General features: G+C 39.0%; 20 protein-coding genes. 6 read left to right on the top strand and 14 right to left on the bottom strand.

The window, feature by feature from the left end; genetic code table 11:
• Positions 1 to 3: 3 nt before the first annotated feature.
• Together NXS00_RS06030 and NXS00_RS06025 are read left to right on the top strand one after the other, a co-directional pair.
• On the top strand, positions 4 to 1,110 hold the full coding sequence (locus NXS00_RS06030) for a glycoside hydrolase family protein (protein ID WP_258098222.1): 1,107 nt from the start codon (positions 4 to 6) through the stop codon (positions 1,108 to 1,110).
• The gene (locus NXS00_RS06025; protein ID WP_258098221.1) at positions 1,103 to 2,095 is read left to right on the top strand and encodes an isoaspartyl peptidase/L-asparaginase family protein; all 993 of its coding nucleotides are present in this window, start codon (positions 1,103 to 1,105) and stop codon (positions 2,093 to 2,095) included. Before NXS00_RS06030 ends, NXS00_RS06025 begins: the two co-directional genes overlap by 8 nt.
• 19 nt (positions 2,096 to 2,114) lie before the next feature.
• Here NXS00_RS06025 and NXS00_RS06020 read toward each other — a convergent pair whose 3' ends face one another.
• The 3 genes from NXS00_RS06020 to NXS00_RS06010 all read right to left on the bottom strand — a co-directional run bounded on the left by NXS00_RS06020 (position 2,115) and on the right by NXS00_RS06010 (position 5,283).
• Complete coding sequence (locus NXS00_RS06020) at positions 2,115 to 2,276, bottom strand: hypothetical protein (protein WP_258098220.1); 162 nt, start codon at positions 2,274 to 2,276, stop codon at positions 2,115 to 2,117.
• Between the two features lie 89 nt (positions 2,277 to 2,365).
• Positions 2,366 to 4,963 carry an FtsX-like permease family protein gene (locus NXS00_RS06015; protein WP_258098219.1) on the bottom strand — a complete coding sequence of 866 codons (2,598 nt, stop codon included), beginning with the start codon at positions 4,961 to 4,963 and terminating at the stop codon, positions 2,366 to 2,368.
• Positions 4,960 to 5,283, bottom strand: coding sequence for a PadR family transcriptional regulator (locus NXS00_RS06010; RefSeq protein WP_258098218.1), 324 nt, complete (start codon positions 5,281 to 5,283; stop codon positions 4,960 to 4,962). The genes NXS00_RS06015 and NXS00_RS06010 overlap by 4 nt, the downstream gene beginning before the upstream one ends.
• A 303-nt stretch (positions 5,284 to 5,586) precedes the next feature.
• Between NXS00_RS06010 and NXS00_RS06005 the strand changes: the two genes are divergently transcribed.
• Positions 5,587 to 7,035, top strand: a complete 1,449-nt coding sequence (locus NXS00_RS06005) for a trypsin-like peptidase domain-containing protein (RefSeq protein WP_258098217.1) — start codon at positions 5,587 to 5,589, stop codon at positions 7,033 to 7,035.
• Between the two features lie 63 nt (positions 7,036 to 7,098).
• Entirely contained in the window at positions 7,099 to 8,889 is a 1,791-nt protein-coding gene (locus NXS00_RS06000; RefSeq protein WP_258098216.1) for a hypothetical protein, read from the top strand.
• Positions 8,890 to 8,978: 89 nt separating this feature from the next.
• On the opposite strand, the gene NXS00_RS05995 is transcribed toward NXS00_RS06000, so the two are convergent.
• From NXS00_RS05995 to NXS00_RS05960, 8 genes are all read right to left on the bottom strand, one after another.
• Positions 8,979 to 9,527 (bottom strand): glycosyltransferase family protein, encoded by a 549-nt coding sequence (locus tag NXS00_RS05995; protein ID WP_258098215.1) that lies wholly within the window; start codon positions 9,525 to 9,527, stop codon positions 8,979 to 8,981.
• Positions 9,528 to 9,706: 179 nt separating this feature from the next.
• Positions 9,707 to 10,864: a glycosyltransferase family 4 protein gene (locus NXS00_RS05990; protein WP_258098214.1), complete on the bottom strand. Its 1,158-nt coding sequence runs from the start codon at positions 10,862 to 10,864 to the stop codon at positions 9,707 to 9,709.
• Complete coding sequence (locus tag NXS00_RS05985; protein ID WP_258098213.1) at positions 10,861 to 12,024, bottom strand: glycosyltransferase family 2 protein; 1,164 nt, start codon at positions 12,022 to 12,024, stop codon at positions 10,861 to 10,863. Before NXS00_RS05985 ends, NXS00_RS05990 begins: the two co-directional genes overlap by 4 nt.
• 2 nt (positions 12,025 to 12,026) lie before the next feature.
• The gene (locus tag NXS00_RS05980) at positions 12,027 to 12,953 is read right to left on the bottom strand and encodes a sulfotransferase family protein (RefSeq protein WP_258098212.1); all 927 of its coding nucleotides are present in this window, start codon (positions 12,951 to 12,953) and stop codon (positions 12,027 to 12,029) included.
• 36 nt (positions 12,954 to 12,989) lie between these two features.
• Positions 12,990 to 14,306 carry an oligosaccharide flippase family protein gene (locus tag NXS00_RS05975; protein WP_258098211.1) on the bottom strand — a complete coding sequence of 439 codons (1,317 nt, stop codon included), beginning with the start codon at positions 14,304 to 14,306 and terminating at the stop codon, positions 12,990 to 12,992.
• Positions 14,281 to 15,471 carry a glycosyltransferase gene (locus NXS00_RS05970; RefSeq protein ID WP_258098210.1) on the bottom strand — a complete coding sequence of 397 codons (1,191 nt, stop codon included), beginning with the start codon at positions 15,469 to 15,471 and terminating at the stop codon, positions 14,281 to 14,283. Before NXS00_RS05970 ends, NXS00_RS05975 begins: the two co-directional genes overlap by 26 nt.
• Entirely contained in the window at positions 15,468 to 17,645 is a 2,178-nt protein-coding gene (locus NXS00_RS05965) for a GumC family protein (protein ID WP_258098209.1), read from the bottom strand. Before NXS00_RS05965 ends, NXS00_RS05970 begins: the two co-directional genes overlap by 4 nt.
• A 2-nt stretch (positions 17,646 to 17,647) precedes the next feature.
• Complete coding sequence (locus NXS00_RS05960; protein WP_258098208.1) at positions 17,648 to 18,370, bottom strand: TolC family protein; 723 nt, start codon at positions 18,368 to 18,370, stop codon at positions 17,648 to 17,650.
• Between the two features lie 226 nt (positions 18,371 to 18,596).
• Here NXS00_RS05960 and NXS00_RS05955 point away from each other — a divergent pair, with 226 nt between their 5' ends.
• Entirely contained in the window at positions 18,597 to 19,739 is a 1,143-nt protein-coding gene (locus NXS00_RS05955; protein WP_258098207.1) for an acyltransferase family protein, read from the top strand.
• Positions 19,724 to 21,148 carry an O-antigen ligase family protein gene (locus NXS00_RS05950; RefSeq protein WP_258098206.1) on the top strand — a complete coding sequence of 475 codons (1,425 nt, stop codon included), beginning with the start codon at positions 19,724 to 19,726 and terminating at the stop codon, positions 21,146 to 21,148. Before NXS00_RS05955 ends, NXS00_RS05950 begins: the two co-directional genes overlap by 16 nt.
• Here NXS00_RS05950 and NXS00_RS05945 read toward each other — a convergent pair.
• The 3 genes from NXS00_RS05945 to NXS00_RS05935 form a co-directional block, all read right to left on the bottom strand.
• Positions 21,145 to 21,522 (bottom strand): hypothetical protein, encoded by a 378-nt coding sequence (locus tag NXS00_RS05945; protein ID WP_258098205.1) that lies wholly within the window; start codon positions 21,520 to 21,522, stop codon positions 21,145 to 21,147. The genes NXS00_RS05950 and NXS00_RS05945 overlap by 4 nt on opposite strands.
• Positions 21,515 to 21,961 carry a hypothetical protein gene (locus tag NXS00_RS05940; RefSeq protein ID WP_258098204.1) on the bottom strand — a complete coding sequence of 149 codons (447 nt, stop codon included), beginning with the start codon at positions 21,959 to 21,961 and terminating at the stop codon, positions 21,515 to 21,517. The genes NXS00_RS05945 and NXS00_RS05940 overlap by 8 nt, the downstream gene beginning before the upstream one ends.
• Before the next feature lie 102 nt (positions 21,962 to 22,063).
• A complete protein-coding gene (locus NXS00_RS05935; RefSeq protein WP_258098203.1) occupies positions 22,064 to 24,100 on the bottom strand; it encodes an LruC domain-containing protein in 2,037 nt (678 codons plus the stop codon).
• Positions 24,101 to 24,104 lie beyond the last annotated feature (4 nt).

Raw genomic sequence — 24,104 nt, 5'->3', positions numbered from 1 at the left:
AATATGAAAAGAACGTTACTAGCACTTCTCACGGTATTATTGATATCCGCTTGTGAACAAACAAAATCTCCACCAACAAAAACTGAAAGCACAGCAGTCGCCAATCCGTTTAAAGTATGGACCTGGTTAACAGCCAAGTCAGACTGGACAGACAGCACGTATCAGTCAAAGTTCCAACGTCTCGCGGAAAGCGGAATCGATGCTGTACTAATAAACACGGGTACTAATCCGGCCGAGTTGGCGAGATTGACGCCTATAGCCTCAGAGGAGGGTCTGGAAGTTCATGCCTGGATCATGGCCATGAATCGCCCAGGAGATACTGTTGCTTTGCAGCATCCAGACTGGTACGCTGTAAGTCGTGAAGGTAAATCATGTTTCGATACCCGACCATATGTGGGGTATTATCAATGGATGTGTCCTACTAGACCAGAAAGTAGGGGTCACGTCTTAAACTTGGTCAGAGGGTTGGCAGAAGTGCCAGGAGTGGCTAGTGTGCATCTGGATTATATCAGGTATTCTGATATTTTCCTACCTATAGGGTTGCTTCCAAAATATGACCTGGTTCAGAATGAAGAGCTGCCTGAATTTGACTTTTGCTACTGTGATAAGTGTATCGAAAAATTTGAGAGTATTCATCATAAGAATCCGAGAGAAATGGAACATCCGGAACTCGATTTGGAATGGAAACAATTTCGTTTGAATCAAGTGAAAGCTGTAGTAGATGATGCCTATAAAATCGTTCATGATAATGGTAAGATCTTAACAGCGGCAGTATTTCCTTATCCAGAAATGGCTGCTCGAATGGTCCGTCAGCGATGGGATAAATGGAACATTGATATGGTGCTTCCGATGATCTATCATAACTTTTACAATGAAGAACTGGATTGGATAGGATTTGCTACAGGTCAGGGAGTGAGTGATCTTTCTGCCAGAGAAACAGAATTACATACCGGATTATTTATTCCTTCCATACCAGCGGATCAGTTGAAGGAAGCATTTGAGCAAGCGAAAACTAATGGAGCCAAAGGAGTGGCCTTATTTGACGCAGGAGCTCTAATGGAAGAACATTTAGCAGTTATCAAAGAATTCACAACCCAAAAGAATGATTAAACGAAGAAAGTTTATTGGACAAGCAGCAGTAGGAGTAGCTTCATTAAGTTCACTGTCAGCATGTGCTACTGAGTCCAAAGAGGAAACACGTAAAAAGGCATTAGTAAAACCAGTGGCTATTTCTACCTGGAACCATGGCATGATGGCTAATGACGAGTCCTGGGAATTTCTGAAAAGTGGTGGTTCAGCTTTAGATGCTGTTGAAAAAGGTGTGAGAGTGGTTGAAGACGATCCTAAAGTGATGACCGTAGGTTTAGGTGGCTTTCCTGATAGAGAAGGTAAAGTGACTCTTGATGCGTGTATCATGGATAAATATAGTAACTGTGGTTCGGTGGCATACCTTCAAGATATTAAGAACCCAATATCTGTTGCTAGAAAGGTAATGGAAAAAACACCGCATATAATGTTGGTTGGGGCAGGAGCAAAGAAGTTTGCCCTTGAGCAAGGATTTGAAGCGCAGAATTTATTAACCCCAGAAGCTGAAAAAGCATATAAAAAATGGTTGGAAAAGTCTAAATATCAGCCAGTTATTAATATTGAGAATCATGATACCATCAGCATGCTGGCATTGGATCAAAATGGTGATTTGGCGGGAGCTTGTACCACAAGCGGAGCAGCCTGGAAAATGGACGGTCGAGTAGGGGACTCACCAATTATCGGAGCTGGTTTGTTCTTAGATAACGAAGTAGGAGCTGCTGCAGCGACTGGTTTGGGTGAAGCTGTTATTCGTACTGCAGGTAGTGCAATGGTAGTAGAGCTTATGCGACAGGGTAAGTCACCAGAGGAGGCTTGTATTGAAGTGACCAACAGAATTTACGAACTGTACAAGCGACGTGATGATATGGAATACTTGCAAGTAGGCTTTATCGCTCTCAATAAGAACGGCGAGCACGCTGGTTATAGCTTAAAGTCAGGGTTCAATTATGCTATTCACAATCCAGATGTTCAACAAATGGAGGATGCAAAGTTTCAGATGAAAGGCTAAAGTGCTATTGGTTGACTTATTATTTTTTCTTCTTAGTAAATCCAAAAATCATCAGGCCAATTCCACAGCCGAAAATCAAACCATCTATGAAATCAGGGATTTCAAAATAGTAGGAAGCTATTTGGTTTCCTGCAATTAGAAAAAGACCAACGATGATGAAGATGATTTGCTTTCCTTTCATTTGAGCTGTTGTTATTGGCTCGAACTTATAAGATTTAACTGAAGAATTAAAAGGATTGACTCGAAGCCTAAGTCAATCCTTTTTTCATTTTATTCCGTTCGTAAAGAATCTACAGGATTTTGCGTAGCTGATCGAATAGCGTGATTAGCAATGGTAAGCAAGGTGATAGAAAGTGCTGCACCTGCTGCAATGACAAACAACCAGATATTTAAATCGATACTATAAGCGTACTGGCTGAGCCAATCATTCATGATATAAATGGCTATCGGACTGGCGATTATGAATGATAATATGATCAGTACCAGATATTCTTTGCCTACTAGACTAAGAATAGAAGTGATACTGGCACCAAGTACCTTGCGTATTCCTATTTCTTTGGTTTTTAATTGAGTACTGAAAGAAATAAGACTTAACAATCCAAGGCATGAAATGATGATCGCTACAACTGTAAAGTATAGCATAAGCTCACTTACCAGCATTTCGCTCTGATAGCGGTCTTGATAGTCATCGTCCATAAAACTGTACCCGAAGACTCTTTCGGGACTATATTCATTGTGAAGTTGCTCCAGTGATTTGATGGCAGCTTGTGCTTCTCCTGGCTTTGTTTTTACCAATAATAGCCCTGGACCCGGATCTATTCTCATGATCATAGGTTCTATTGGAGTATGTAGAGAGGCGATATGGAAGTTTTTAGCGATGCCAATTACTTTTCCCGGATTATCCCAAAAGGTTAACTCTTTTCCGAGAGCTTCATCCCCACCCATGAGGCTTGCGGTTACTTCATTGATGATGTAGCCTGTGGAATCCGTGCTTAAATTCATGTCAAAGTCTCTTCCTGCAACTATTTCAATATTCATCATTTCATTGAAATGCGGATCTACACCTAAGATATGAAAATAGACATCCATCATAGGATCCTTGTCTGGCCATGAAGGGTCAGAAGTGCTGTTTGCAATATCTGTTGGGTCTTGATTGACTACACTATAAGAGGCAATACCTGGCATGTTGGATAATCTACTAACGTAAGTTTTACGTTGAGTATCACTTAGGTGCCAGATACTTGATTTGAGGACGTTATCCCTATCAAGTCCCAGATTTTTATAGAGTACATAATCGATTTGCTCATAGATAGTTACTGAGCCAATGATCATGGTGATGGTGATCACAAATTGGAATATCACGAGACCCTTACGGAATAACCTATTGGAATGATCGGATTTGATAATGCCCTTCATAGAAATGATTGGATTGAGTGCAGCCATATAAAATGCTGGATACAAACCAGAGATCACGCCAAGAACAAAAATGAAAATTAGGCACGTGAGAATGAATTGGAAATCAAAAAACTCAATACCTATGGATTTGTTAGCCAATTGATTGAAGGTTGGTAAGAGCAATGCAACAGCTATTCCAGAGACTATAAATGCCGCCAGTGTAATTAGCATAGCTTCAATCAAGTATTGCGATCGAAGTGATTGTCTCTGAGCACCAAGTACCTTTCTGATTCCAGTTTCTTTAGAGCGTTTTGATGATCTTGCAGTAGTAAGGTTGATGAAATTAACCGAGGCAAGTACCAAAATGAGAATAGCAGATATGCCCAGAATCTTAACATAATCAATACGACCTCCTGATTGTTGGCCATTTTCATACTTGGTGAATAGATACAAATCGCTAAATGGCTGCAATACTAGTGGGGCTGTCATTTCTACATCAGGACGATTTTCTGAAATTGCATTTTGGATATTTTCCTGAGCTGTCAGCGTAGTATAACCATCAGCTATTTTCACATACATCGAGTGATTGAAATTACCCCAATGCTTATTCCAGGGTTGCTTGGAGAGCATATAATCAAATGGGATAATGAATTCGAACCTTACTGTTGAGTGTTTTGGAATGTCCTTAAAGACACCAGCGATGATGAACGATTTACCGTCCTTATCAGTAATGTGTTTTCCCGTTAGGTTTTCAGATTGCCATTCTGGACCATAGTATTTTTCAGCCGAGCTAGCGCTTATGGCTATAGATTCTGGGTTTTCAAACATCATTTGATGTCCGCCTTGCATGAATGGTATAGAAAATACATCAAAAACCTCGGGAGTTGCATATCGGCCGTTTATTGTCAGGAATTCCTCACCTTTTTTCAGGATAAAGTTGGTGCCCCAGTTCATCATAGTAGCTTTTTCAATAGCTGGGTATTTCTCTTGAAGTATGGGGTGAAGTGGTTGTGGGGTGGTAGACCAGGTGTGTATGATGCCAGATGATTCCTCCATGTTAACCAGAACATTGTGAATTTTATCCTTGTCATCAGGCCATTGATTGTAGCTGAGTTCATCCTGTATCCATAGGTAGATAAAAAGACTACATGTGATGCCAAGTGCCAATCCGAGAATGTTGGTAAAGGTGTATCCTTTTTCTTTTTTAAAGACTCGAAACGCTACTTTCAGATAGTTGGAAATAATTTGAGTGTTCATATGTATTTGAGTTTTTTTTAAGCTTGACGGACGGAAGAATCGGAAGACATCCAGAATGAATCGTCTTCGGGCCACATGTTTGCCTTTTGTTAACTGGTTTTTATGGAATTGCTCGAAAAGATCGCCCTGAATTTCATCCAATAGATCTTCATGGCAATACCATTCTAAAAAGCGGTTGGCCCAGTTGGGAGGTGATATGTGGTCAGAAGGTTTCATGCCATATTAAACTGTGGTGCAAGTTTCCAGAGATCGTTTCTGGTATCTCGTAGTTCTGCAATGATCTTGTAGCCACTCCTTGTAATTTCAAAAAGCCGCTTTTTCCGGCCACCTCTTTCTGCAGTAGCTCCTCCCATGAAGGACGTTAAGAAGCCTTTCTTTTCTAGCCGCTTAAGTACCGTGTGAATAGCTGGAATGGAGATGCTCTTTCCAGTTCGTTTCTGATATTCTTCACCTACTGATACCCCATAAGCCTCTTCTTGCATTACTAGCACGATTAATAAAATCGTTTCCTCCAGAGACCCTATTGATTCATTCATTATACAAAAGTTTAATTAACATATGTATAACAAATAGATGCAATTAAATTGAGAAGGTTGCATTTGTTGTGAAAAAAATAAAGTTGGTACTCAAGCTTTAACCATACAGCGAGATTTTGAGGGATACGATTGCCTGAACTTTAATTTTCACATTTTAAGCCAAATTTCATTTTGAGACAACTCTGTTAGGCCACTTAGTAGTTAAATATTTTGGACTCAATTGATTTTAGGTTAATCTTGAATTGTAAATATTCTATCACCATCGCTTAGATACAGGATAATGAATCTTGGAGGATGTATAATATGAGAATAGCCGTCTTCATTTTAACATGCTTAGTATTTAAAAGTGTTTTCTCACAATCCCCTAATGAATCCTTAGTTGCTCACTACAAATCTCTAGAGAACTCAACTTGCCAAGTGGTACTCAATGGAACTTATACCTGTACGGGTACAGTCATTTTTGGGAATGGTATCGCAGATGATGAGTTGTATATACTTACTGCAGCTCATTGTCTTCCAGAGGATAATTCATTAGCTTCAGCATATTTCATTTTTGGAGAATTACCCCTTCTGAAACAAAGTAAATCGTACAAATCCGTTCGGTGGGTTTCTAATGGAGCCTTTGAATTATTGGCAGTCGATAAAAGTCTTGATTTTGCATTGTTTCGAATCTCAGAAAAACCTCCAAGAGAATTAGCAACATATCAATTGGGTTGGGATGTGTCAGCTTTGAATCCATCTTATGGTTTGGTGTTTCATTTTGCGGATTTTGATTTACAACAAACTGCCTTAAGTAGAAATACTATTTCAATTGGCAGTTTTAGTGCCTACTCTGAGATAGAGAATGGTTTTTGGAGAGTTGGAAACTGGACGCAAGGAAGAACTGGGCAAGGCTCATCAGGTGCCGGATTAATCGATCAAAGAAAGCATTTTTTAGGAGGCTTAAGCGGTAGCACACTTAGGGGAACTGATACCATCGATTACTTTTATAGATTTGACTATGCCTATGGTTATCACTCCGAACCTGATAAGAGTTTAGAGAGCTGGATTGACCGTGATGGAATCGGGAAAGTTGAGGGGGAACTTTGTTATCCATTTATAAAAATTCCTTTATACGATGATACGGACAGTCTAAATGGGAATAAAACCATTTCATCTCAAAGTTTTACTCAATCAATTCAACTACAAGAAAAAGTGGCATTAGTTGGTGTTTATCTGACAGTGGCAGGTAAATCTCTCACTGATTTTTCCAGTCCATTAGTACTGGAAGTTATGGAAGAAGATGAACTAGTTCATTCGACTTATTTGAATTCCGAAACACTAACAGATAATCGGGAGAATTTCATAGAGCTGGACGAGAATATACAGCTCGGTGAAACTTTTGAAATCCGAATAACCTCAACAGATGATAACCTGATTGATGTACCTATGGTCTCTCATGATGGTCAAGTTGTGACATTAATGAGCCTGTTAGTAGAGCGTTCAACTTTGTATCAACCTTGGACGGCACAAACTACTAATGAATTAACTGTTTTTCCAAATCCTTCAAACTCATTTACCTATCTACAAATTTCCAATTATTCAAAAATGTATATAACGAATTCTATGGGGAAAGAGGTCGAAACAAGTCATAGTTATTTCAATGGAGAGTTGATAATTGATTGGAAAACAGTTCCTAACGGGTTATACTTTCTTAACATAGAGCGGAAAGGTGAAAAAAAATCTTATCTTCGTGTACTCGTTAGAAAATGATTTTTTCTAACATCAACCTAATCAGCATTTAACTTTTATTATCACCAAAACTGCCTAAAAGCAATGCGAAAGTTTTTACCCCTAATGATCATTATCGTACTGGCTGCAAGTTGTCATGTAAACGATAATAAAGTAGAAGAGGAAGCTCTTCTAAAAAGAATGCCATTTAATGAGCGAGTGTTCTTGCTAAACTCTGTAGCAGGCGAATCAAGAATTTATGAATTGGATTATGATTTCCAGGGTCTGGGATCAGAAGCTGTTTTGAATCGTTTAGAAACAGAATCACCAATTCCTAATGGTGGACACATGACTATGTCTCCAGACAATGAATGGATCACGATTGTGGTCTCTAAACAGAGCAAAATTTATCTGGTAAATGTAAACTCAGGAGAAGTAAGAGAATTGATACTCTTCGACTATAATCCTGATGGAATGTATTATGATGAGCATTATAATAACAGGATGTTTACAGGTAAGATTACTCAGGTAGATGTAGATGAAGACGGTTTCTTGTTTATTGCAGGACAAGCTGGTTTCTTCAAAGTGGTAGCCGATAACGGAAATGGTCTTGCTGACCCTTCTTATGTTAACGTAGGAGCAGATATCTGGTCTGATGAAGATCCTACTCTTTGTAGCGCAGGAAATGCAAGTCTGGGTGCTTGTGGTCAGGTATGGGTACATGCTGTACCGTTCAAATTTTCTGGAGACGCTTACGTTGAAACCACTGAAGACGGAGAGGATTACTTTGATGATTTGACCGAATTCAATTCTAAGAAAGTAAAATTCCAGGGTGGGGATATTTTATTCACTCAAAACGGGACAGAAACCGATGGGTTTGAAGCTCAAAGATTGATATCTTTTAGTCAATGGAAGAACAATACCGCTATAGCACTAGATCTAACCTGGGACTGGGCAAATAAAGAGATTTCTTTTACCGCCAGCAAAGTGTTCGGTGCAAGTAGTTCTCACAGTTTTGCTAAACAGAAATCAGGTAAAGTAACGGGAGCTGCTCTTACTGGAGATAATTATGTATTTACTTCTCACCATAAAAAAGGGTTTCTAAATCTTTGGAATCTTCACGGTGATTTGATCACCAAAGTTGATTTTACAATCAATGATCCTATAGCAGGAGATAAATTTAAAGACAACAAAACAGTGCATTTCTGGGGAGATATGACCTCTACTCAGTCTTTTGATAAAAATTCTTTGAATCCATCCGGGTCTAGTTCGAATGAGATTCCAGGAGCTTACTCTCAGTATTGGGACTTTAGTTCGGCGGATGCTCATCAATATGCAGAGATCAAGTTATACAGACCAGGAAGTGGAATGTCTGCAGACCCTAATAATATATCTGAAGACGAATACAATTCTACCAATGAATCTAGAGCCAATGCGGCTAATGCAGATATTGCAGATTATAATAAAAACGGATCTAAGTTTGTCTCTCTTGGTAAAGGAAATGGCTATGCTATGATGAGATTTGAGGAAGCTGTTGCTGTGGAGGATAATACGGTTTTACAAGTTGTGGAAACGTCGTGGAATCGAAATGCAAATTACTCATCACTAGCAAGTGCTTACAGCGCTTACCCTGAGAAAGTGGATGTATACGTACTAAAAAGTGAACTTCCAAGATATTATACCAGTGGTCTGGAAAGTACCGTGGACCATAACTGGGTACTTGTAGGTCAGGCAGGCATTGCGAATAACCTGTTTTCACTTGGAGATGTTAGTGCTTTAGACGGTGCTACTTTTCAATGGGTAATGTTGGTAGATGCTTACTCAACCACACCAGATGGATTTGATATCAACTTTGTTTCAGTTTTTGAGTCACCAGAAACAACCGACGCACCTTAAAATATTTTCTTGAATCAAATAATTTAGGCCATTTCTGAAAAGAGATGGCCTTTTATTTTTGGAATCAGAATGAGTATTCAGTAATAGGTTTATGCTGTTTTCTGAACTGACTGCTGTTCTATTTCATAATGAATAGAAGCGTAATCTAGATTTTCGGATAGTTGCAAGCTCAATATCTTTTCTACAAAATCACTCGCTGTTTCAACATAGTTCCAATTTGGACTAATGTTATTCCCAAAGAAATGATTAGTAACAACTGGAGTATTTGGTAAAAGGTTCGTTAACCTGGAAATAATTCTTGAGCCATTAGAAATGGCGGATTTAGCATATGGAAGAATAGCAATGTCGAAATCATTTACTAAAAGTTGTGAATCCTCTGAGGTTTGACTTCCATAAAACTGCACGTTTGGGAAAGCATCTAATTGTAATGCACTTTTATACGCTTTGATCGGGCCAATAAAATGAAAATCAAACATTGGCAGACCTGCAACCAATTGTTGTAAAAGATCATAATCAAGAAGATGGTCTATGGATCCTGAAAATCCAATTACTTTTCTAGCTTTTACTACTTTCGGTTGATTGTTGAGAGAGGTTCTTTTTCTCTTGCCTAAATTCAAAATATGCTGTATTGGGTTCATGCTGAGGTGTTTTGAGGTCTTAATTGATAACCTATATTCTAATATACGTAGACTTTTGCTGTCTCAGATTTCTATTAGATGACTTACAGTCTTCACTCGTCTGAATGCATAGAATTCAAGATGAATGAATTACACATGATTAGGAATTTGGCTCACGACGCTTGATATTGAGTTCATCGTTAGGCAGATTCAGCACTTAATCTTTCTGTAAGCAGTACGTAATCTACATTTTTATTGAAGTAGAAATTTGTCATTTTCCGAGCTGTTGCTTGCCATTTAAATGACGAAGCATAATCGAGTTTTTCAGCTTCGACTTTGGTATTGGTATTTCTAGTCAGCACCTCACTCATTTTATCTGCAATGGCTGATGGGTTATTAGGATCTATGTAGTCAGCATATTCATGACCAATTTCAGGCATTGAGGAGGTGTTAGAAGTAATTACCGGGGTGCTACAAATCATAGCTTCTATAATTGGAATGCCAAAACTCTCTCTCAGTGAAGGATACATAAACAAACTTGCTGCAGAATACAGAGCAGGAAGATCTTCCTGAGGTATATAACCAGTAAGTGTTATATGTTCAAAAAGATCTGGTTCTTCAATTTCTCTGAGATGATTTTTAAGTTCAGTTTCTCCAATTTCTGCAATGACCAGGGGAAGAGGCGTCAGATCATTCTTGATGTACTGGGCATATGCTTTGAGCATACCTGGAAGGTTCTTTTTGGGTGCTGTGTTGCCCAGGAAAAATATGAATTTATATGGAAGATGATACTTTACTCTTATGGATCCAATGCGGTCCGGCGATTGAGGGTAAAACTTATCAGATACACCATTATATATGACTTCTACCTTTTCTGTTTCTCCAAAATGTTCATTGATCTCGCGTTTTTCAAAATTCGAAACGGTGAATACTTTCTTTGCTTTCTCAAATACAATAGGTACAATCCATTTTCTGTAATAATGACCTAGTTTTTGATACCATGAACCACCTCCATATGCTTGATTAAGATAGATGATGTCATGAATGGTAACATATAAAGGAGCAGGAGCAAATATCGGAGCGGTATTGCTGGTGCAATGAAGAACATCCAGATCTAGCTTTGAGGCTACAAGTGGTAATTGAATCTGTTCCCAATCTGCATAGGTCAGTGCCTTAATTTCTATAATCTTGAAATTGGCTGTTTCCTCCAGACATTTGTCCTCACCTGGTCGTACAAAAATGTAATATTGATTTAGCTGATCAATAGCTTGGAGATTTCTGATCAGTTCTAAAGCATAGATATCCATTCCATGCTTTTTATGTCTAAATATTCGCTGCGCTTCTATTCCAATTTTCATGATTGTACCGATTGATGGGGTGTGTGTAAGAAGTTGGTTTTTGCTTTTTTGAATCCGGCAAATGCCTTGATCATTAGCCAAAATGTTTTAGGTAGTCTGAAACATGCCTTTAGCATTTCTGCGTTCCAGTATTTTTTTGGTATTGCTAATGCCAGAGCAATGATTAACGAAGCCCAGATTCCAAGCATGGGTAGCCATAATTCTTGCTGCAATACGGTTAGAACCAGAGCAAGAATGGTATTTACGCCTAAAAGAATTAACCTGGGGGGTAGTAAAAATTGAAGTGACTTGTCAAAATAGTCTACATTCAGTTTCGTGAAAAGTTGGATGAGCGCATCTCCAAATGAATTAATTCCATATCGAATTTGCGCTGCAATCCATCGTGTTCGCTGGTTAGTGAAGGCCTCTTCCGCACTTACCTTTTCGTCATATACATAGGCATCTTCCAAATAACCAATCGTCAATCGTTGTTTTAAAAGTCTTAGTTCAAGTTCTTTGTCAAATCCACCAATAGCATCAATTTGAGCCATTTCTGATTTGATTAATGGATAGTCAAATGCCATTCCAGAGCCTATCAAAGCGGAGGAAAGTCCTAAAGCTCTATGACCTGACCTGAATATGCTGTTGTTGATTTCCTCACTTACTGCATCCAGAGTGGCTAGCTTGGTATCATGGTTTTTGGCGACTCTATGTCCCTGCATTGCAGAATAACCACTGTTGTAAGCGTTGTTGATTTTTTGAAGGAAATTAACTTCCATAACGTTATCAGCATCTAAAATCACTGCGATTTGATAGCTGGAATCAATTTGATCAAAAGCGGTATTCAGTGCTTTTGCTTTGGTGCTTTTATCAAAACTTACTTCGATTACCTTAATTGGCAATTCTTTGAGTGCTTTGATGGTTTCTTTTTGCAACGAATCGGCAATCACATAAATACTGTACATGGTAGGAGGGTACACCTGATTGAGTGCTTTTATCGCACTATCTACGATTACTCCGTCTTCCTTGTAAGCAGGTATCAGTACTGCTATTTTATTGAAATTGATTAGCGTGCTCGCTTTGGTTCCTTTTTTAGGGAATAAAGACCCAACTGAAAAGAATAAATAATAAATGGTGGCAATAGCCAGGTATCCTAGGATAATGGAGAGTGCAATATTCATGATTATCTTAATTTTAGCCAGTTGCTAAGATCTCTGTTGATTAAACTTTGCAATTGTTGGATGTCAGATCCATATATACTTTCGACCATTGAATTTCGAATGTTGGCTGGTATTGGTACTTTAACCAGGTTCTTCTTACGCAATTGATTGATCCACTTTTTCAATTGTTGATTATTCGTAATCGCATCTTTCAGTTTTGGGTTGACCATAGCAGCTAATTCCTTAATGACACTTTTTTGTCCGATTAGCTTGTCTATTACTGGATTTTTAATCAGTCCAGATACATTGTATTCTGTATTGAAATCTGGTTCGTGCCATCCATTCACTCCTATGAACTCATAGATGTTCTGAACTTCTTTTAGAGGATCTGATTTGAAGTCATCATATAAAATGACCTTGATCTGATCTCGATCAAACAGTTTGTAATACTTCTGCAAATGCTTGTGATAAAAACCTTCCGTGACCAGATCATTGCGTCTCCACCAAATAGTGTTTTTATTTAGTGCGTCTTCAAAACGACTGGTAGGTTTTCTGTTTTCTCTTGCCAGGTGCATGAATCTGGAGTATAACCTGTCAACAGGGTTTCTAAGTATGACAATAATTTTCATATCAGGGAATTTCACCTTGATTCTGAAGGCTGCTTCCTGAGAGTAGAGATACATTGGTGATACCTCACCAATGGCTTTTTGTTCTTTTACACCATCAAATAGTTTCTGATATTCTTCCCAATTAGTTACTGACCAGGGGTAGTGAAACATTTGCTCCGGGTCATCTTTTGGGTCAACCAACTTTTCACCTTCAAGGGCAAAAAAGTTGGTTTCCTTTACTGGACTCATGTATACATCAGGATGTTCTGCCAGATATTCATAAAGAGCGGTTGTTCCAGATTTACCCGCTCCAATGATCATGAAATTAGGAAGCTTGTTCATACTCTTAATTGTTTAAATCAAAAGTATATGACCTACTTAGGAGTGTGTAGGAGTATTCGCTGACTGGCTATGAATGATCGATTTTTGGTTTGAATCCAAAGTAGCCAAGTTAGACTTTAGGTATGGATGACAAACTAATGTGAACCATACACCTGCTACAATATTGATGATGGTTACTACTGCCACTAATAGTAAAGAGTCGAATAGCCATATAGCGAGTAGGTCTCCGGCAATATTGGCAATAACCATAATCCATACTTTAATCGCGTTAATTCTTGGTTGTCCAATACTGTCCAAAGAAGCACCAAAAAATTTGTCAACTGGCAGAAGGAGTAAAGGAATGGAGAGTACCCTTAACAGTGTGTAACTCTCCTCATAGGTGTCTCCGCCGAGTATTCGAATGATCCAGTCTGGTACTATGAGCATTCCTAATGCAACAGGAATACATAGAATGGTTAGTTTCGAAATGTTGCTGAAAAGCAATTTTTTGAATGCTTCAGTTTGTCCGGAGTTATGCAGCTGAGATAATCGTCGGAATGCTGTCATCACAAATCCACGAAGAGGAATTTCCATGAGGTCCAGAGCTTTCATCGGAATCGCAAAAATGGCAACTGCTTCAGTACCCATTAGCGCACCAATAATGAGGTTGTCTGCACTTTTTAGAAGATTGGCTCCGGTTAGTGTGGCTAGACTATGTTTACCATAATCTACCAAACCTTTGATTTGCGTTTTGCTTACTGCTATCCAGTGAATGGTCCTGAGCGAATTAACTGAATAAATAGAAATGAGGCCATTGGCAGCCAAATAGGCCCAGACAAATTCTTCCAGGGTAAATTCAAGAATTGAACCAGCACCTACCAGTGCTATGAATAGTACATTGACGAAAAGTCTCAAGGCATTCATACGACGATATTTGCCTAATGCATGCATGTACCAGGTGTCAAAATTCCATGGAAGTGTCACAAGGTTTAACAATGGATAGAACTTCATAAAAATCTCCAGACCAGAATTAGACCAGTCCATTGAGAGATTTAATATCCATACTCCAATAGAGGACATGATGGAAATGGATGCAGCGAGGAATCCAGCAGAAGCCAATGTACTTTGATTGTCGTTTTGTGAAGTAGCAATTGTTCGTACCATTCCTTGTCTCACGAGCCCTGTACGCATTAAGTCTAAAAGACCTGCGCTGGAAATGAACAATGCCCAGGCTCCGAAATCACTCTTAGAGAGATTTCTAGCCAAAAGCATGAAGATACCAAGACCCAATGCTGAGGCTACCAGGTTGCCTATAAGGACAACTCCATTGTCACTATTCAGTAGTGATTTAAGCTTGTTTAGCAAGCGGTTCATCTTTATTCAGTATTAATTCTACTAATTCAGCCCTTGAAGACCAATCATTTTGTTTGGCTGCTGCTATTCTTAATTGTTCCTTTTGTTTGCTATTCGATTCCAGTTCCATCTGCATCAATGCCTGAAATTCTTCTGTGCTCGATGCAATACTGACCAATGATTCAAAGTCTTTTAAGTCAGCGAAATCAGTGCTGATGACTGGAAGTCCTGCTGAGAGGTATTCATTGATTTTTAACGGGTAGATATTTCGGGTAAAGTCATTCTTTGCAAAAGGTATGATTCCCAAGTCAAACTCTCGCATGAATCCTGTAATGTTATGAGGTTGTTGTGATCCAAAGAACTGTATGTTGGGGTATTTGTCCAACATCTTTGCTTGTTTAGCTTCGGTGATTCTACCTACGAAGTGAAAGTCATATTCAGGAAAGCTCACTGCTAAGTGCTCTAAGAGTTGATAGTCCAATCTGAAATCTACAGAGCCAACATACCCTATTGTTTTTCTGGGTTTCATCTGTGGATGATACGCCTCATGAAACAGGCTAAAGTCAACTCCATTTTTTACAAGACTTACAGAAGAATGGTTTTTTGTTTTGCTTTCTAAAAGTCCTTCTGATGTGACGATTACTTCATCAACTAATTGCAAAAACTGATCTTCCATTTGACCACCATGTTTTCCACACCACTGAGCAGCTCTTATTTCATCATAGCAATAATAGATTAGTTTAGATTCGTTCAGCTTTCCAGCCAATGGCAATCCAATTATGGGGTTAAAAGCATTGATGACTATTGGATCATGAAACTCCAAAGTATTCATTGCTTTTACAATACTATTTCGAATGATGGTTGATTGAAGCTCGTTAATTCGTTGATAGCTCGCTTCATCATTCATCCAGTTGATAGGTAAAATAGGAGGCAGAGTCAGGTGATAGACGTCATTTTCGTTGGCTTCCAAAGTTCTTAATCGATTGTTAATGCCCAGCATTCGCTTGACAGGAGCTTTTGATTTACCAAGTATGGTGCTCGCCACATCTTTGACAGTAAAAGGGTAATCCACAAATAACACGCGATGATTCTTGGCTAAATGAGTCATCATATGAACTATAGTTTTCATGTAGTCCCCTTCCCAGGTGGTCATGGTAATACAGACTATGTCTTTTCCTGTCTTCATAATGTCTTTGATTTAATACCTGAATTGCCCAACTCAAATCGTACGACCTTCCTGATCCAATTCACAAGCAAGCTCCTTTTTACGGGAAGTTCTGCAATCACCTGATCCAGATAATAATGCTTTATTCCATTAAGAATGAGCTGAGGTTTATTGGCGGATAGTTTTTCTAGGTCAGACAACATGGACTTGTAGGCCACAGACCAAGACCTGTCAGCTCGTACTGTCCAGAGGATTAGATTGCTGTCACTAACTATCTGAACCGGTACATGACCTTCCACCCAGGCTGGTAATTCTAGAAAGATGTAGTCATAACCTTTTACTTCTTGATCCGTAAAGTCACTGAGTGTTTTGAAACTGGATAAATTTGGAGTTACGATATACTCGAAATAATCAGAATCATCTATTGGTTTATCAGATTTTGGAGTAATCAAACAAGCTGTTTCCCCTGAAGCTTTCACAGCCTGAAATAACGGTAACAATGCCGTGGTTTTTCCTTCTTGCTGTTGGGTGCTTAACCCGACAATAAGAATCGGTTCTTTAAGATTTTGAGCATGCTTTTCCAACTTGATTTTATTGGCCAAAATGCTACTCAGGCGTGGAACCATTCCATCATATTTCTTTTCGAATCGAGCGTCAATCTTAGGCAAAACCCCGGCTACTTCCAATCCGGTTATCTTGTTGGCTTTAACTGGATTTTTAAGAGAACTATCCAATAAGACACCACCTAGAAGGCTTGCTACAACAGAAAACAACCCGAACATAAAGGATGCAATAATCAATAAGCCTCTTTTGGATGCTAATGCCTCCTGTGGAAACTTAGGCTCATCGAGAATTTCTACATTGCTAGACATCTCAATGTGTTGCTGACGCAGTTTTGCCATATTCAAACCATGTAAGATCTCCAGATATTCACGTTCATACACATCGATTTCACGCTCCAAACGCGCAATAGTAGATCCCATCGGTGCAAATCGATCATATTCTTTATCAAGGTCATTTAACCGTGTCTGATAAAGGCTAACAATGACTTTGTCCTTTTCAAGTTGGACTACATTATTCAACCAATCATTGAGTAGCTGTCTACTAGGTAGTCCTTCTTTAGTATTTGAATAGCTGAATAGTATTTCCAGATCTCTTTCTAATTCATTTTTCAATTGATTCTGTTCAGTGATCAAATCTTGAAAAACAGAATCTTCTCCATTCTTAGCTTGGAGCAAGGCTAATTGACCAGTGATTGCAGTTAACCTGTTTTTTTTCTCCAGCACTTCAACATTTTTACCCAATATATTTTCCCTAATTTTCAACTTTTCCTCGATCTGTCTGAGTGCTGCTTCAGTTGATTTTAGGTTCATTTTTTTCATGGCAAACTCCTCTAATGCATTCTGTTTTTTGAATGCTATTGCTTTCGTTTGTTCCACGTAATTGATAACTCGGCTTTTCACTCTAAATTGAGTGAGTCGATCTTCCGCATCATTCAGATTGTTTTTACCTTTTTGTAGTTCTGCTTCGAAGTAGGCTACCACATCTCCGGTCTCGGATTGCTTAAGATCTTTGTAACGTCTGGTAAATACGTCTAAAAGGATGACTAGCGTCTGTTGGCAGATACCCGGATCAGTAGATTTATAGGCTAATTCTACCATATCACTTGATTTGTTTCTCTTTGCGGATATTTCCGAAAGGCGTTTAAGTGACCAGTGGCTTTTACCCTTGTTGACCAATTGCTGGAGCTCAGGATTTCCTAACTCATAAAGAGCTTTTAAACGCTGGTAGGTCTCTTCCTCATCTTTACCTACTACTTTGCTTTTTAAGTCATCACTGAAATAAGTATGAATATCCGTGAATGCTTTGGCTTCTATGATTCCATAAGTTGGTTTCTCTAAAATCAGGTGAGAAGCTATTAACCTAAGTGAAACTTCCTCAAGGGTGATTCTTGATTCGATTACCAAAAGAAGGTTGTCAAAAGCATTGTTTACTGCTTTGTAATCCAACTTCTGATCCGCTCCAGATTCAATATTAAATCCTGAGGCAATACCTGTATAAATCATCGCACTGGCAGCATATTCCTTATCCTGATTTCTGGTGAAATGGAAAACCGTAATAGCAAGTACCAATGGAACAAGAATGACCATTAAGGCATTTCTGTAAAGGAGTCTTATAAAGTCGAACAATGACATGATTACCGTTCACCTAAAAGTATCTCGATCTCACTTTTCATTTTCATCGACTGAACGTGGCCTTTCATTAAGCTCTCTTCAGCGAGGTAAACCTGATGTTGAATCACCAGTAGTTCATCCAGGGTTCGGTTGCCATTTTTAAAGTCTATCTCAAATACTCGAAGGTATTGCTTGCGAGCATCTAAAGAATGCTGACGAATCAAAACAGATTCTAACATCGCTAAGTACTCATAGTAAAGGTTTAGGATTCTTACCTTGAGCATTTGCTTCTGATCTTCTTGCTGATAAAAAGTTCTGCTTTTCTTATTCTCGGCCTGTCTCATCATACTCTTTCTATTGACCAATTGTGCCGGGTCAATAGTCAGATTGAGACCTACATTAGGAAGCAAACCATAAGTAGTATATGATTGATCGTCCTGATCCAGGGAAGTGTTTGCTGAAAAGAGGTTGACACCTAACCGAAAGGAAGACACCCAGTTGCGCTTTTTCTGAAGGTACTCCTCGTCATAGAGCTCCATCGATTCATCAAAGGTTTTGATGGTCGCAGAGTTTCGATATGCTTTTTGAACAAGAGAATCCAGGAGCTCAGGATTGTTAATGACATGACTCACCTTCAGGATTTCTTGCTGGTATATGGATTCTTCCTGTACCAAGCCTGAGGTGACGTCCTGAGCTGAAAGTCTACAGGTGACTATCGTCAAAAGGAGTAAAACAATATTTTTCACTGGTAATAATGGTTTGATTTCAATGTAAATGTAGATGGGGCGTTGTGTGGATCTTTTGGTTAATAGATAAGTGGAAGGGATTATTCGATTTTTGGTAAAAGAGTGAGGTTGAGTGTTGAAATGTGCTTATACGTTAAAATTTGGAAGATTTTCCAAAAAACGTTTGATTCATACCATTAATCGAAATGGTTTGAATACATACTTCTAATTGTTTCACTTTCGTAACATGAAGTCAACAGCAAAAGTGTATTTTCCAGGATTAAACGGACTCCGATTCTTTGCAGCATCCATGGTGATTTTTCATCATGTTGAGCAATATAAGTTTTGGTCAGGGATGCCAAGTGCATGGGGGAATGCCGCTGTTGATAGCCTGGGACATCAGGCTGTTTCCTTTTTCTTTGTGCTGAGTGGTTTTTTGATCACGTATCTACTGATGGTTGAGCACCAAAAATCTGGAACAATCCATTTGGGTAAATTCTACTGGAGAAGGATTTTGAGGATTTGGCCTTTGTATTTTTTAATAGTTGCCATTGCATTCTTTCTGGCTCCAATGTCGAAGAAATTGGGCTATGATATCCCTTCAGAACTTTCGTTAGCAGCTTTGCTTAGCTTGATTTTCCTACTTCCAAATTTACTGAGAGTTATGCATCCTACGTTGCTAGGGGCTAATCAGTTATGGTCTGTAGGTATCGAGGAGCAGTTTTATGCAGTTTGGCCTGTGTTAATTAGAAAATTTATTAGAAGTATAATCCCATTTTTAGGAGCGTTTATATTTATTAAGTTAATAGTTCACTGGATGTTGTTAATTGGAGTGTCAGCTAACATTCATCCGGCATTACTCAAGATAGAAAGAATTTATGCGCTGTTCCCGGTAGAGCAGATGGCAGTGGGAGGTTTGGGAGCAGCGCTATTATTTTATCAATATGATCGAATTGTATCCTTCGTCTTAAATAAGTGGTTGTTTTTTATCACCATAGCTTTACTGATTGGATCATCAGTGAGCGGCAGTCACTTTGTTTTAAAGTCCTATTTGGATGCGGTGTTGTTCACGATCATCTTGATACACGTAGTTAAACGACCTGAATTACATAATAGTCTTGAGCGTAAATCTCTATTGCATTTGGGTAATATCTCATACGGTATCTACATGTGGCATACACTTGTAATTACTTTGGTTATTGGATTAGTTAATTATCTGGCTTTACCGATTAATCTTGTGAGTAACCTGATCATACATATGACCTGCTTTGCAGTGTCAGTTGGTGTAGCTCATTTCTCCTATAAGTGGTATGAAACGCCATTCCTAAAAATGAAGGATCGTTTCGCATTTGACACCTCATCAATAAAGCGAAAATGGGCTTCACACTAAATACCGAATTATTACTTAAGATATTTCGCTATGTTTTGCTGCTGGCCATTTTGGTGCTTGTCGGTAAGTTTATAGCTACTGGCGGATTCAAACTTGGTATTGTACTGGTGGTAGTCCCTCCAGTATTGTTGTTTGTAATATTCGCCTTCAAACAGCCTCAGTGGCTTTTGCACATTGTGATAGCGATGGGCTTCTTGATTTCTTTGCTTAGTAGATATGTGCCGGGAATACCTTTCGGGTTAAGTGTGGATGGACTGTTAGGGTTAATGATCTTAGTCCTAATATTTGACCCTAATACGAAGTTTGAAGGTAAGTATATTGTAAATGGACTGACTTTATCCCTTTTGGTGTGGTTAATATTTACTTGCCTGATGCTCTTCAATCCTCTAGCCAAGAGTAAGGAAGCCTGGTTTTATGCCAACCGAGGACTTTCTTTTTACCCAGTCTTGCTGACAATCACTACCATGTATATCTACAGAGGACAGAAGCATTTACATGCGTTTTTGTTTATCTGGGCAGGTTTTGCAGTGTTTGGTACGCTTTGGGGTATGAAACAGCTTATTTTAGGTGTAAGTCACACAGAGCAGATGTGGCTGAATGCTGGTGCTGCAAGTACACATATACTTTTTGGTAAACTTAGGGTTTTTTCTTATTTCAGTGATGCAGCTCAGTTTGGAGCTAGTCAGGCACATACGGCCGTTGTTTTTGGGATTATTGGATTGTATCCTGGCAAGCTGAAGTATCGATGGCTGTACCTGTTTATCGGTCTTTTTTCCTTTTATGGAATGCTAATCTCTGGGACCAGAGGAGCATTGGGAGTAATCGCATTAGGAGGCTTTACCTATTTCATTATGACCAAAAATTTCAAAATTGTCATTGCTGGAATTTTAGTAGCAGGAGGAGCTTTTGTGTTTTTGAAATACACCACCATCATGCAATCCAACTACCAGGTGAATAGAATGCGGACAGCTCTGAGTGCCGATGATCCATCGTTGGTAGTTCGAAAAGAGCGGGAGAAAATACTAGAGCATTATCTATCGGATAAGCCACTTGGTGGAGGAGTAGGAAGTGCAGGATTCTGGGGTAAAAGATTTTCTCCTGGTACCTTTTTAGCTGAAATTGGTACCGATGGTCATTATACAAGAATCTGGATGGAAACTGGAGTTGTTGGTCTATGGATCTATCTTTTGATGTTAGCAACCATAATTTTTTATCTTGGTGCAAGGTTGTGGAGGATGGAGGATTCCCCACTTCGGCAAAAGTTGGTGGCCATCTATAGTGCTTTATTGGGACTCTGTTTGGCAAGTTATACCAATGGATTACTTACTCAGATCCCTACAGGTATATTGACATTTATAGGACTTGCAATGGTCTATTTGGGTACCGAAAAAGAGCTGGAGGAGGCTTAATATTTTGGTTTTCTAAAAATCTCCCTTGAATTCGTTTCTTTATTGCTCAGTCTGTAGTGATAAACAGAACTGGTAATAGCACTTATAAAAATGGCAACTGACAATAGATCAATGGAATCAGTTCTTACAAAACTGTAAAAGGTGTAGCCAAAGGTGATTACCGTTAGCAGGATACTAGCAAGCATTTTGTGAAATGCCTCTCTTCGTTTTTGTCTACTAAATTCAGCTAGAATCTCTTCATTGTCCATTTTTTTCAATGCAGAGGTGATCTGTAATTCATCAAAGCCTTCGTTGCTAAGGTATCTTCTGATTTTACCATGATCAAATCCTTCTGATCGGTACTTCTTAGTTTTTTCAATAAGCGAATTATCCATTCTTATCCAACCGATGATTTTCGAACATCTCTATAGCTGCTTTAAGCACTCCTAGTATTCCTATAGCTAAGACAATCAACCCCAGAGAGATTTCAGAAAGTATGGTGTCTTTGGATAAAAGACCAACGAGTCCTATGGTAAGCATGATGGACATACAGATTCCTATTGACAACAAAAACAACTTACCCTTTCTAGGGCTTTGCCATATTTTTTTTGAAAACTTGTTTTGAGTGGTCGTAGTATCCTGAAGAGTGGAGAAACTTAGGCCTATTCCCATGAATACAAGGGTGTTCTGAATGTCTGGTAACATCGGTTTTAAATTTCCATCAAAACCCGTAAAGAGAATTTTATAAATTTTGATAAGATACCAGAAGCCAACAAGGTTAAATGGATATTGTAAATAGCTGACTAAATGAAATAGGCGAGTAGTTGTTTGCATTGGTTAGGCAATAGGAGTTCATTATAAAACTACAATAAAAAAGTAAAAGGGCCTCCGTTGCCAGAGACCCTTTGAATCAAACCACTCTTGTATATCTTTTGGTTATTGTTTCTTATAAATTCTATCTGGGTTACGGTATCCAGTTTTTTCAATATACCAGTCCATAAAACTAAACCCACCACTTTGTGCCCATTGGTTGAAGTTGTTGTAGCCAGCTCTTACATCCGTTTTTTCTTTCGGGTAGTCAAAACTCACAGGTAAATTCATTCCCCAAGGTAGGCCTACTTGAGTCTTGTAGTAAACGCCGGCCCCTAAGTCAGTTGCATCATTTACTGTACCGAAATAGTCCGTATTTACTAAGTCTGTAGGTGCATAACCCGGCATGTGCAGCTCTCGACCTCTGGTATTGTTGATCACCAGGAACGGATTGAAAGGAGCTACTCCTGCACCACTTAAGGTGATTCCGCTAGTGAAGTCAACTGATACTACAATAGTGTCAGGATCCTGGTATGCTAGGGATTCGTCGGTGTTGATGAATCCACGGCCTTCAAATCCTGCATGAGCATCATCAGTTACAGGTATTACTGCTTTGGATTGCCCTGACTCTGTACCGTTCCCGTTTAGGGTAAATAGATCTGAGCTTATATAGTTTCCTGATACCTGGCTGATGGAAGATGGAGCAATATCCAACTGCACACCAAATCCATTTTTAAATCCGGCACCCACGGCTTTGATCACGTATTCTGCTTCCAACTTGACCATTTGATTGCTTGCATTGGCTATTTGACGGTATTGGTAATCTGCTACCAGGTCATTGAAGTCATAGTCTCCCTTATTTGGCCATTGATCCTCAAATGCAAATGTGCCATAAGATCCTTCACCCGGATAGCTATACATGTAGGCGTATCTTGGATCATCTGGGTATTCGTCATACGTGTCATTTACTCCATCATTATCAGCATCCACAGGTTTATCAATTGGATTAACATTCGTTCTGTTGATAGCTTCAATTGGATTAGCTGTCAAATAGAATACTGCATCATTGAAGTCATCGTCACTACTGCCATCTCTGTTTAGATCTTCTAATCCTACAACAAATAGTTCATTAACATCATCATAGAGAAGAACTGAGTGGTATCTCTTTTCAACTGTTGATTCTGGGTTTAAGTGATTGTTGGAGTAAACCACATGTAGTCCAGTTGTTGATTCTGATCCATTCCATCCGTTAGCAAGCAATGCAAAACCCATGGTAGTTCCTGCTTCAAACGTACCTAAATGAACCTTGTCGCCTGTTTGTAATCCACCACCAGAATATAAGAATGATGCATTTGGAAAAGCCACAATCAACGAATCAATATCATCTGCGGTGGCAGGAGGATTTCCAGTTGGGTAAGTGTAATATGCTAATACGTTTCTATAACCTGCACCTTCATGTATAAAAGTCATCCAAACATCGGCTTGTGCCTCTATGATCAGGTTGCTTTCTGCACTCTCTGCTAAATATGATGGGTGTGCCACAGGTACTGGAGCACCTTCAGGTAATGAAGCGTTAATAAATGATAACAGCTCGCTTGATACTACATCTTGTGGCTCCATGAGATCAGGTACGCCATCTGTATTGTAGGTTGATAGGTAAGTAATTGGAGCGGCAGCTATCCTGGCATTATAACTACCTGTTTCTACTCCATCTTGTGGAAAGCTCTGCCCGGGAGTAGAAATAGTCTCAAGTTCTTTAAATTCATGATCAGTCCCTTTGACTAGCACGTGATCCAATTGATCTACTGGGATGACCAGATAATTTGGCATTCCAATTTGACTGATTTCTAGAACAACATTTTCTAAATGTGCAGGTAAATTATAGTCTGAAGTGATCTTTCCATCCGTATCTGTTAAGGACTTAAATATAATTGTACCTCCAGCTACCGGAGATCCAGCCCATAACTTGACCATCACTCCAGATAAAGGCTCATTACTTTGAGCTTTCAACTCAAGGTTTATGCTGGTTTGAGCGAAATTTGTGGTGTTTAGATCATTACTTATCAAGTTGTCATCAACTACTTGATCAACGTTTTCTGTACTGGTAACACAACTACTTAATACGGTTACCAAAATTGCAAAAGCTAGTAAATTCTTCTTCATCTTT

The sequence above is a fragment of the Marinoscillum pacificum genome (genome assembly GCF_024714495.1).
GTDB classification, from domain to species: domain Bacteria; phylum Bacteroidota; class Bacteroidia; order Cytophagales; family Cyclobacteriaceae; genus Marinoscillum; species Marinoscillum pacificum.
The sequence above is the reverse complement of the archived record's forward strand: the minus strand, read 5'-3'. Positions and strand labels throughout refer to the sequence as shown.

Excerpts from the sequence above, each read along its gene's own strand:
- NXS00_RS06005 (WP_258098217.1), top strand. The coding sequence starts at position 5,587 with ATGAGAATAGCCGTCTTCATTTTAACATGCTTAGTATTTAAAAGTGTT.
- NXS00_RS06000 (WP_258098216.1), top strand. The coding sequence starts at position 7,099 with ATGCGAAAGTTTTTACCCCTAATGATCATTATCGTACTGGCTGCAAGT.
- NXS00_RS05975 (WP_258098211.1), bottom strand. The coding sequence starts at position 14,306 with ATGAACCGCTTGCTAAACAAGCTTAAATCACTACTGAATAGTGACAAT.
- NXS00_RS06015 (WP_258098219.1), bottom strand. The coding sequence starts at position 4,963 with ATGAAACCTTCTGACCACATATCACCTCCCAACTGGGCCAACCGCTTT.
- NXS00_RS05955 (WP_258098207.1), top strand. The coding sequence starts at position 18,597 with ATGAAGTCAACAGCAAAAGTGTATTTTCCAGGATTAAACGGACTCCGA.
- NXS00_RS06025 (WP_258098221.1), top strand. The coding sequence starts at position 1,103 with ATGATTAAACGAAGAAAGTTTATTGGACAAGCAGCAGTAGGAGTAGCT.
- NXS00_RS05935 (WP_258098203.1), bottom strand. The coding sequence starts at position 24,100 with ATGAAGAAGAATTTACTAGCTTTTGCAATTTTGGTAACCGTATTAAGT.
- NXS00_RS05990 (WP_258098214.1), bottom strand. The coding sequence starts at position 10,864 with ATGAAAATTGGAATAGAAGCGCAGCGAATATTTAGACATAAAAAGCAT.
- NXS00_RS06030 (WP_258098222.1), top strand. The coding sequence starts at position 4 with ATGAAAAGAACGTTACTAGCACTTCTCACGGTATTATTGATATCCGCT.
- NXS00_RS05995 (WP_258098215.1), bottom strand. The coding sequence starts at position 9,527 with ATGAACCCAATACAGCATATTTTGAATTTAGGCAAGAGAAAAAGAACC.
- NXS00_RS05985 (WP_258098213.1), bottom strand. The coding sequence starts at position 12,024 with ATGAATATTGCACTCTCCATTATCCTAGGATACCTGGCTATTGCCACC.
- NXS00_RS05965 (WP_258098209.1), bottom strand. The coding sequence starts at position 17,645 with ATGTCATTGTTCGACTTTATAAGACTCCTTTACAGAAATGCCTTAATG.
- NXS00_RS05970 (WP_258098210.1), bottom strand. The coding sequence starts at position 15,471 with ATGAAGACAGGAAAAGACATAGTCTGTATTACCATGACCACCTGGGAA.
- NXS00_RS06010 (WP_258098218.1), bottom strand. The coding sequence starts at position 5,283 with ATGAATGAATCAATAGGGTCTCTGGAGGAAACGATTTTATTAATCGTG.
- NXS00_RS05940 (WP_258098204.1), bottom strand. The coding sequence starts at position 21,961 with ATGCAAACAACTACTCGCCTATTTCATTTAGTCAGCTATTTACAATAT.
- NXS00_RS05945 (WP_258098205.1), bottom strand. The coding sequence starts at position 21,522 with ATGGATAATTCGCTTATTGAAAAAACTAAGAAGTACCGATCAGAAGGA.
- NXS00_RS05980 (WP_258098212.1), bottom strand. The coding sequence starts at position 12,953 with ATGAACAAGCTTCCTAATTTCATGATCATTGGAGCGGGTAAATCTGGA.
- NXS00_RS05950 (WP_258098206.1), top strand. The coding sequence starts at position 19,724 with ATGGGCTTCACACTAAATACCGAATTATTACTTAAGATATTTCGCTAT.
- NXS00_RS06020 (WP_258098220.1), bottom strand. The coding sequence starts at position 2,276 with ATGAAAGGAAAGCAAATCATCTTCATCATCGTTGGTCTTTTTCTAATT.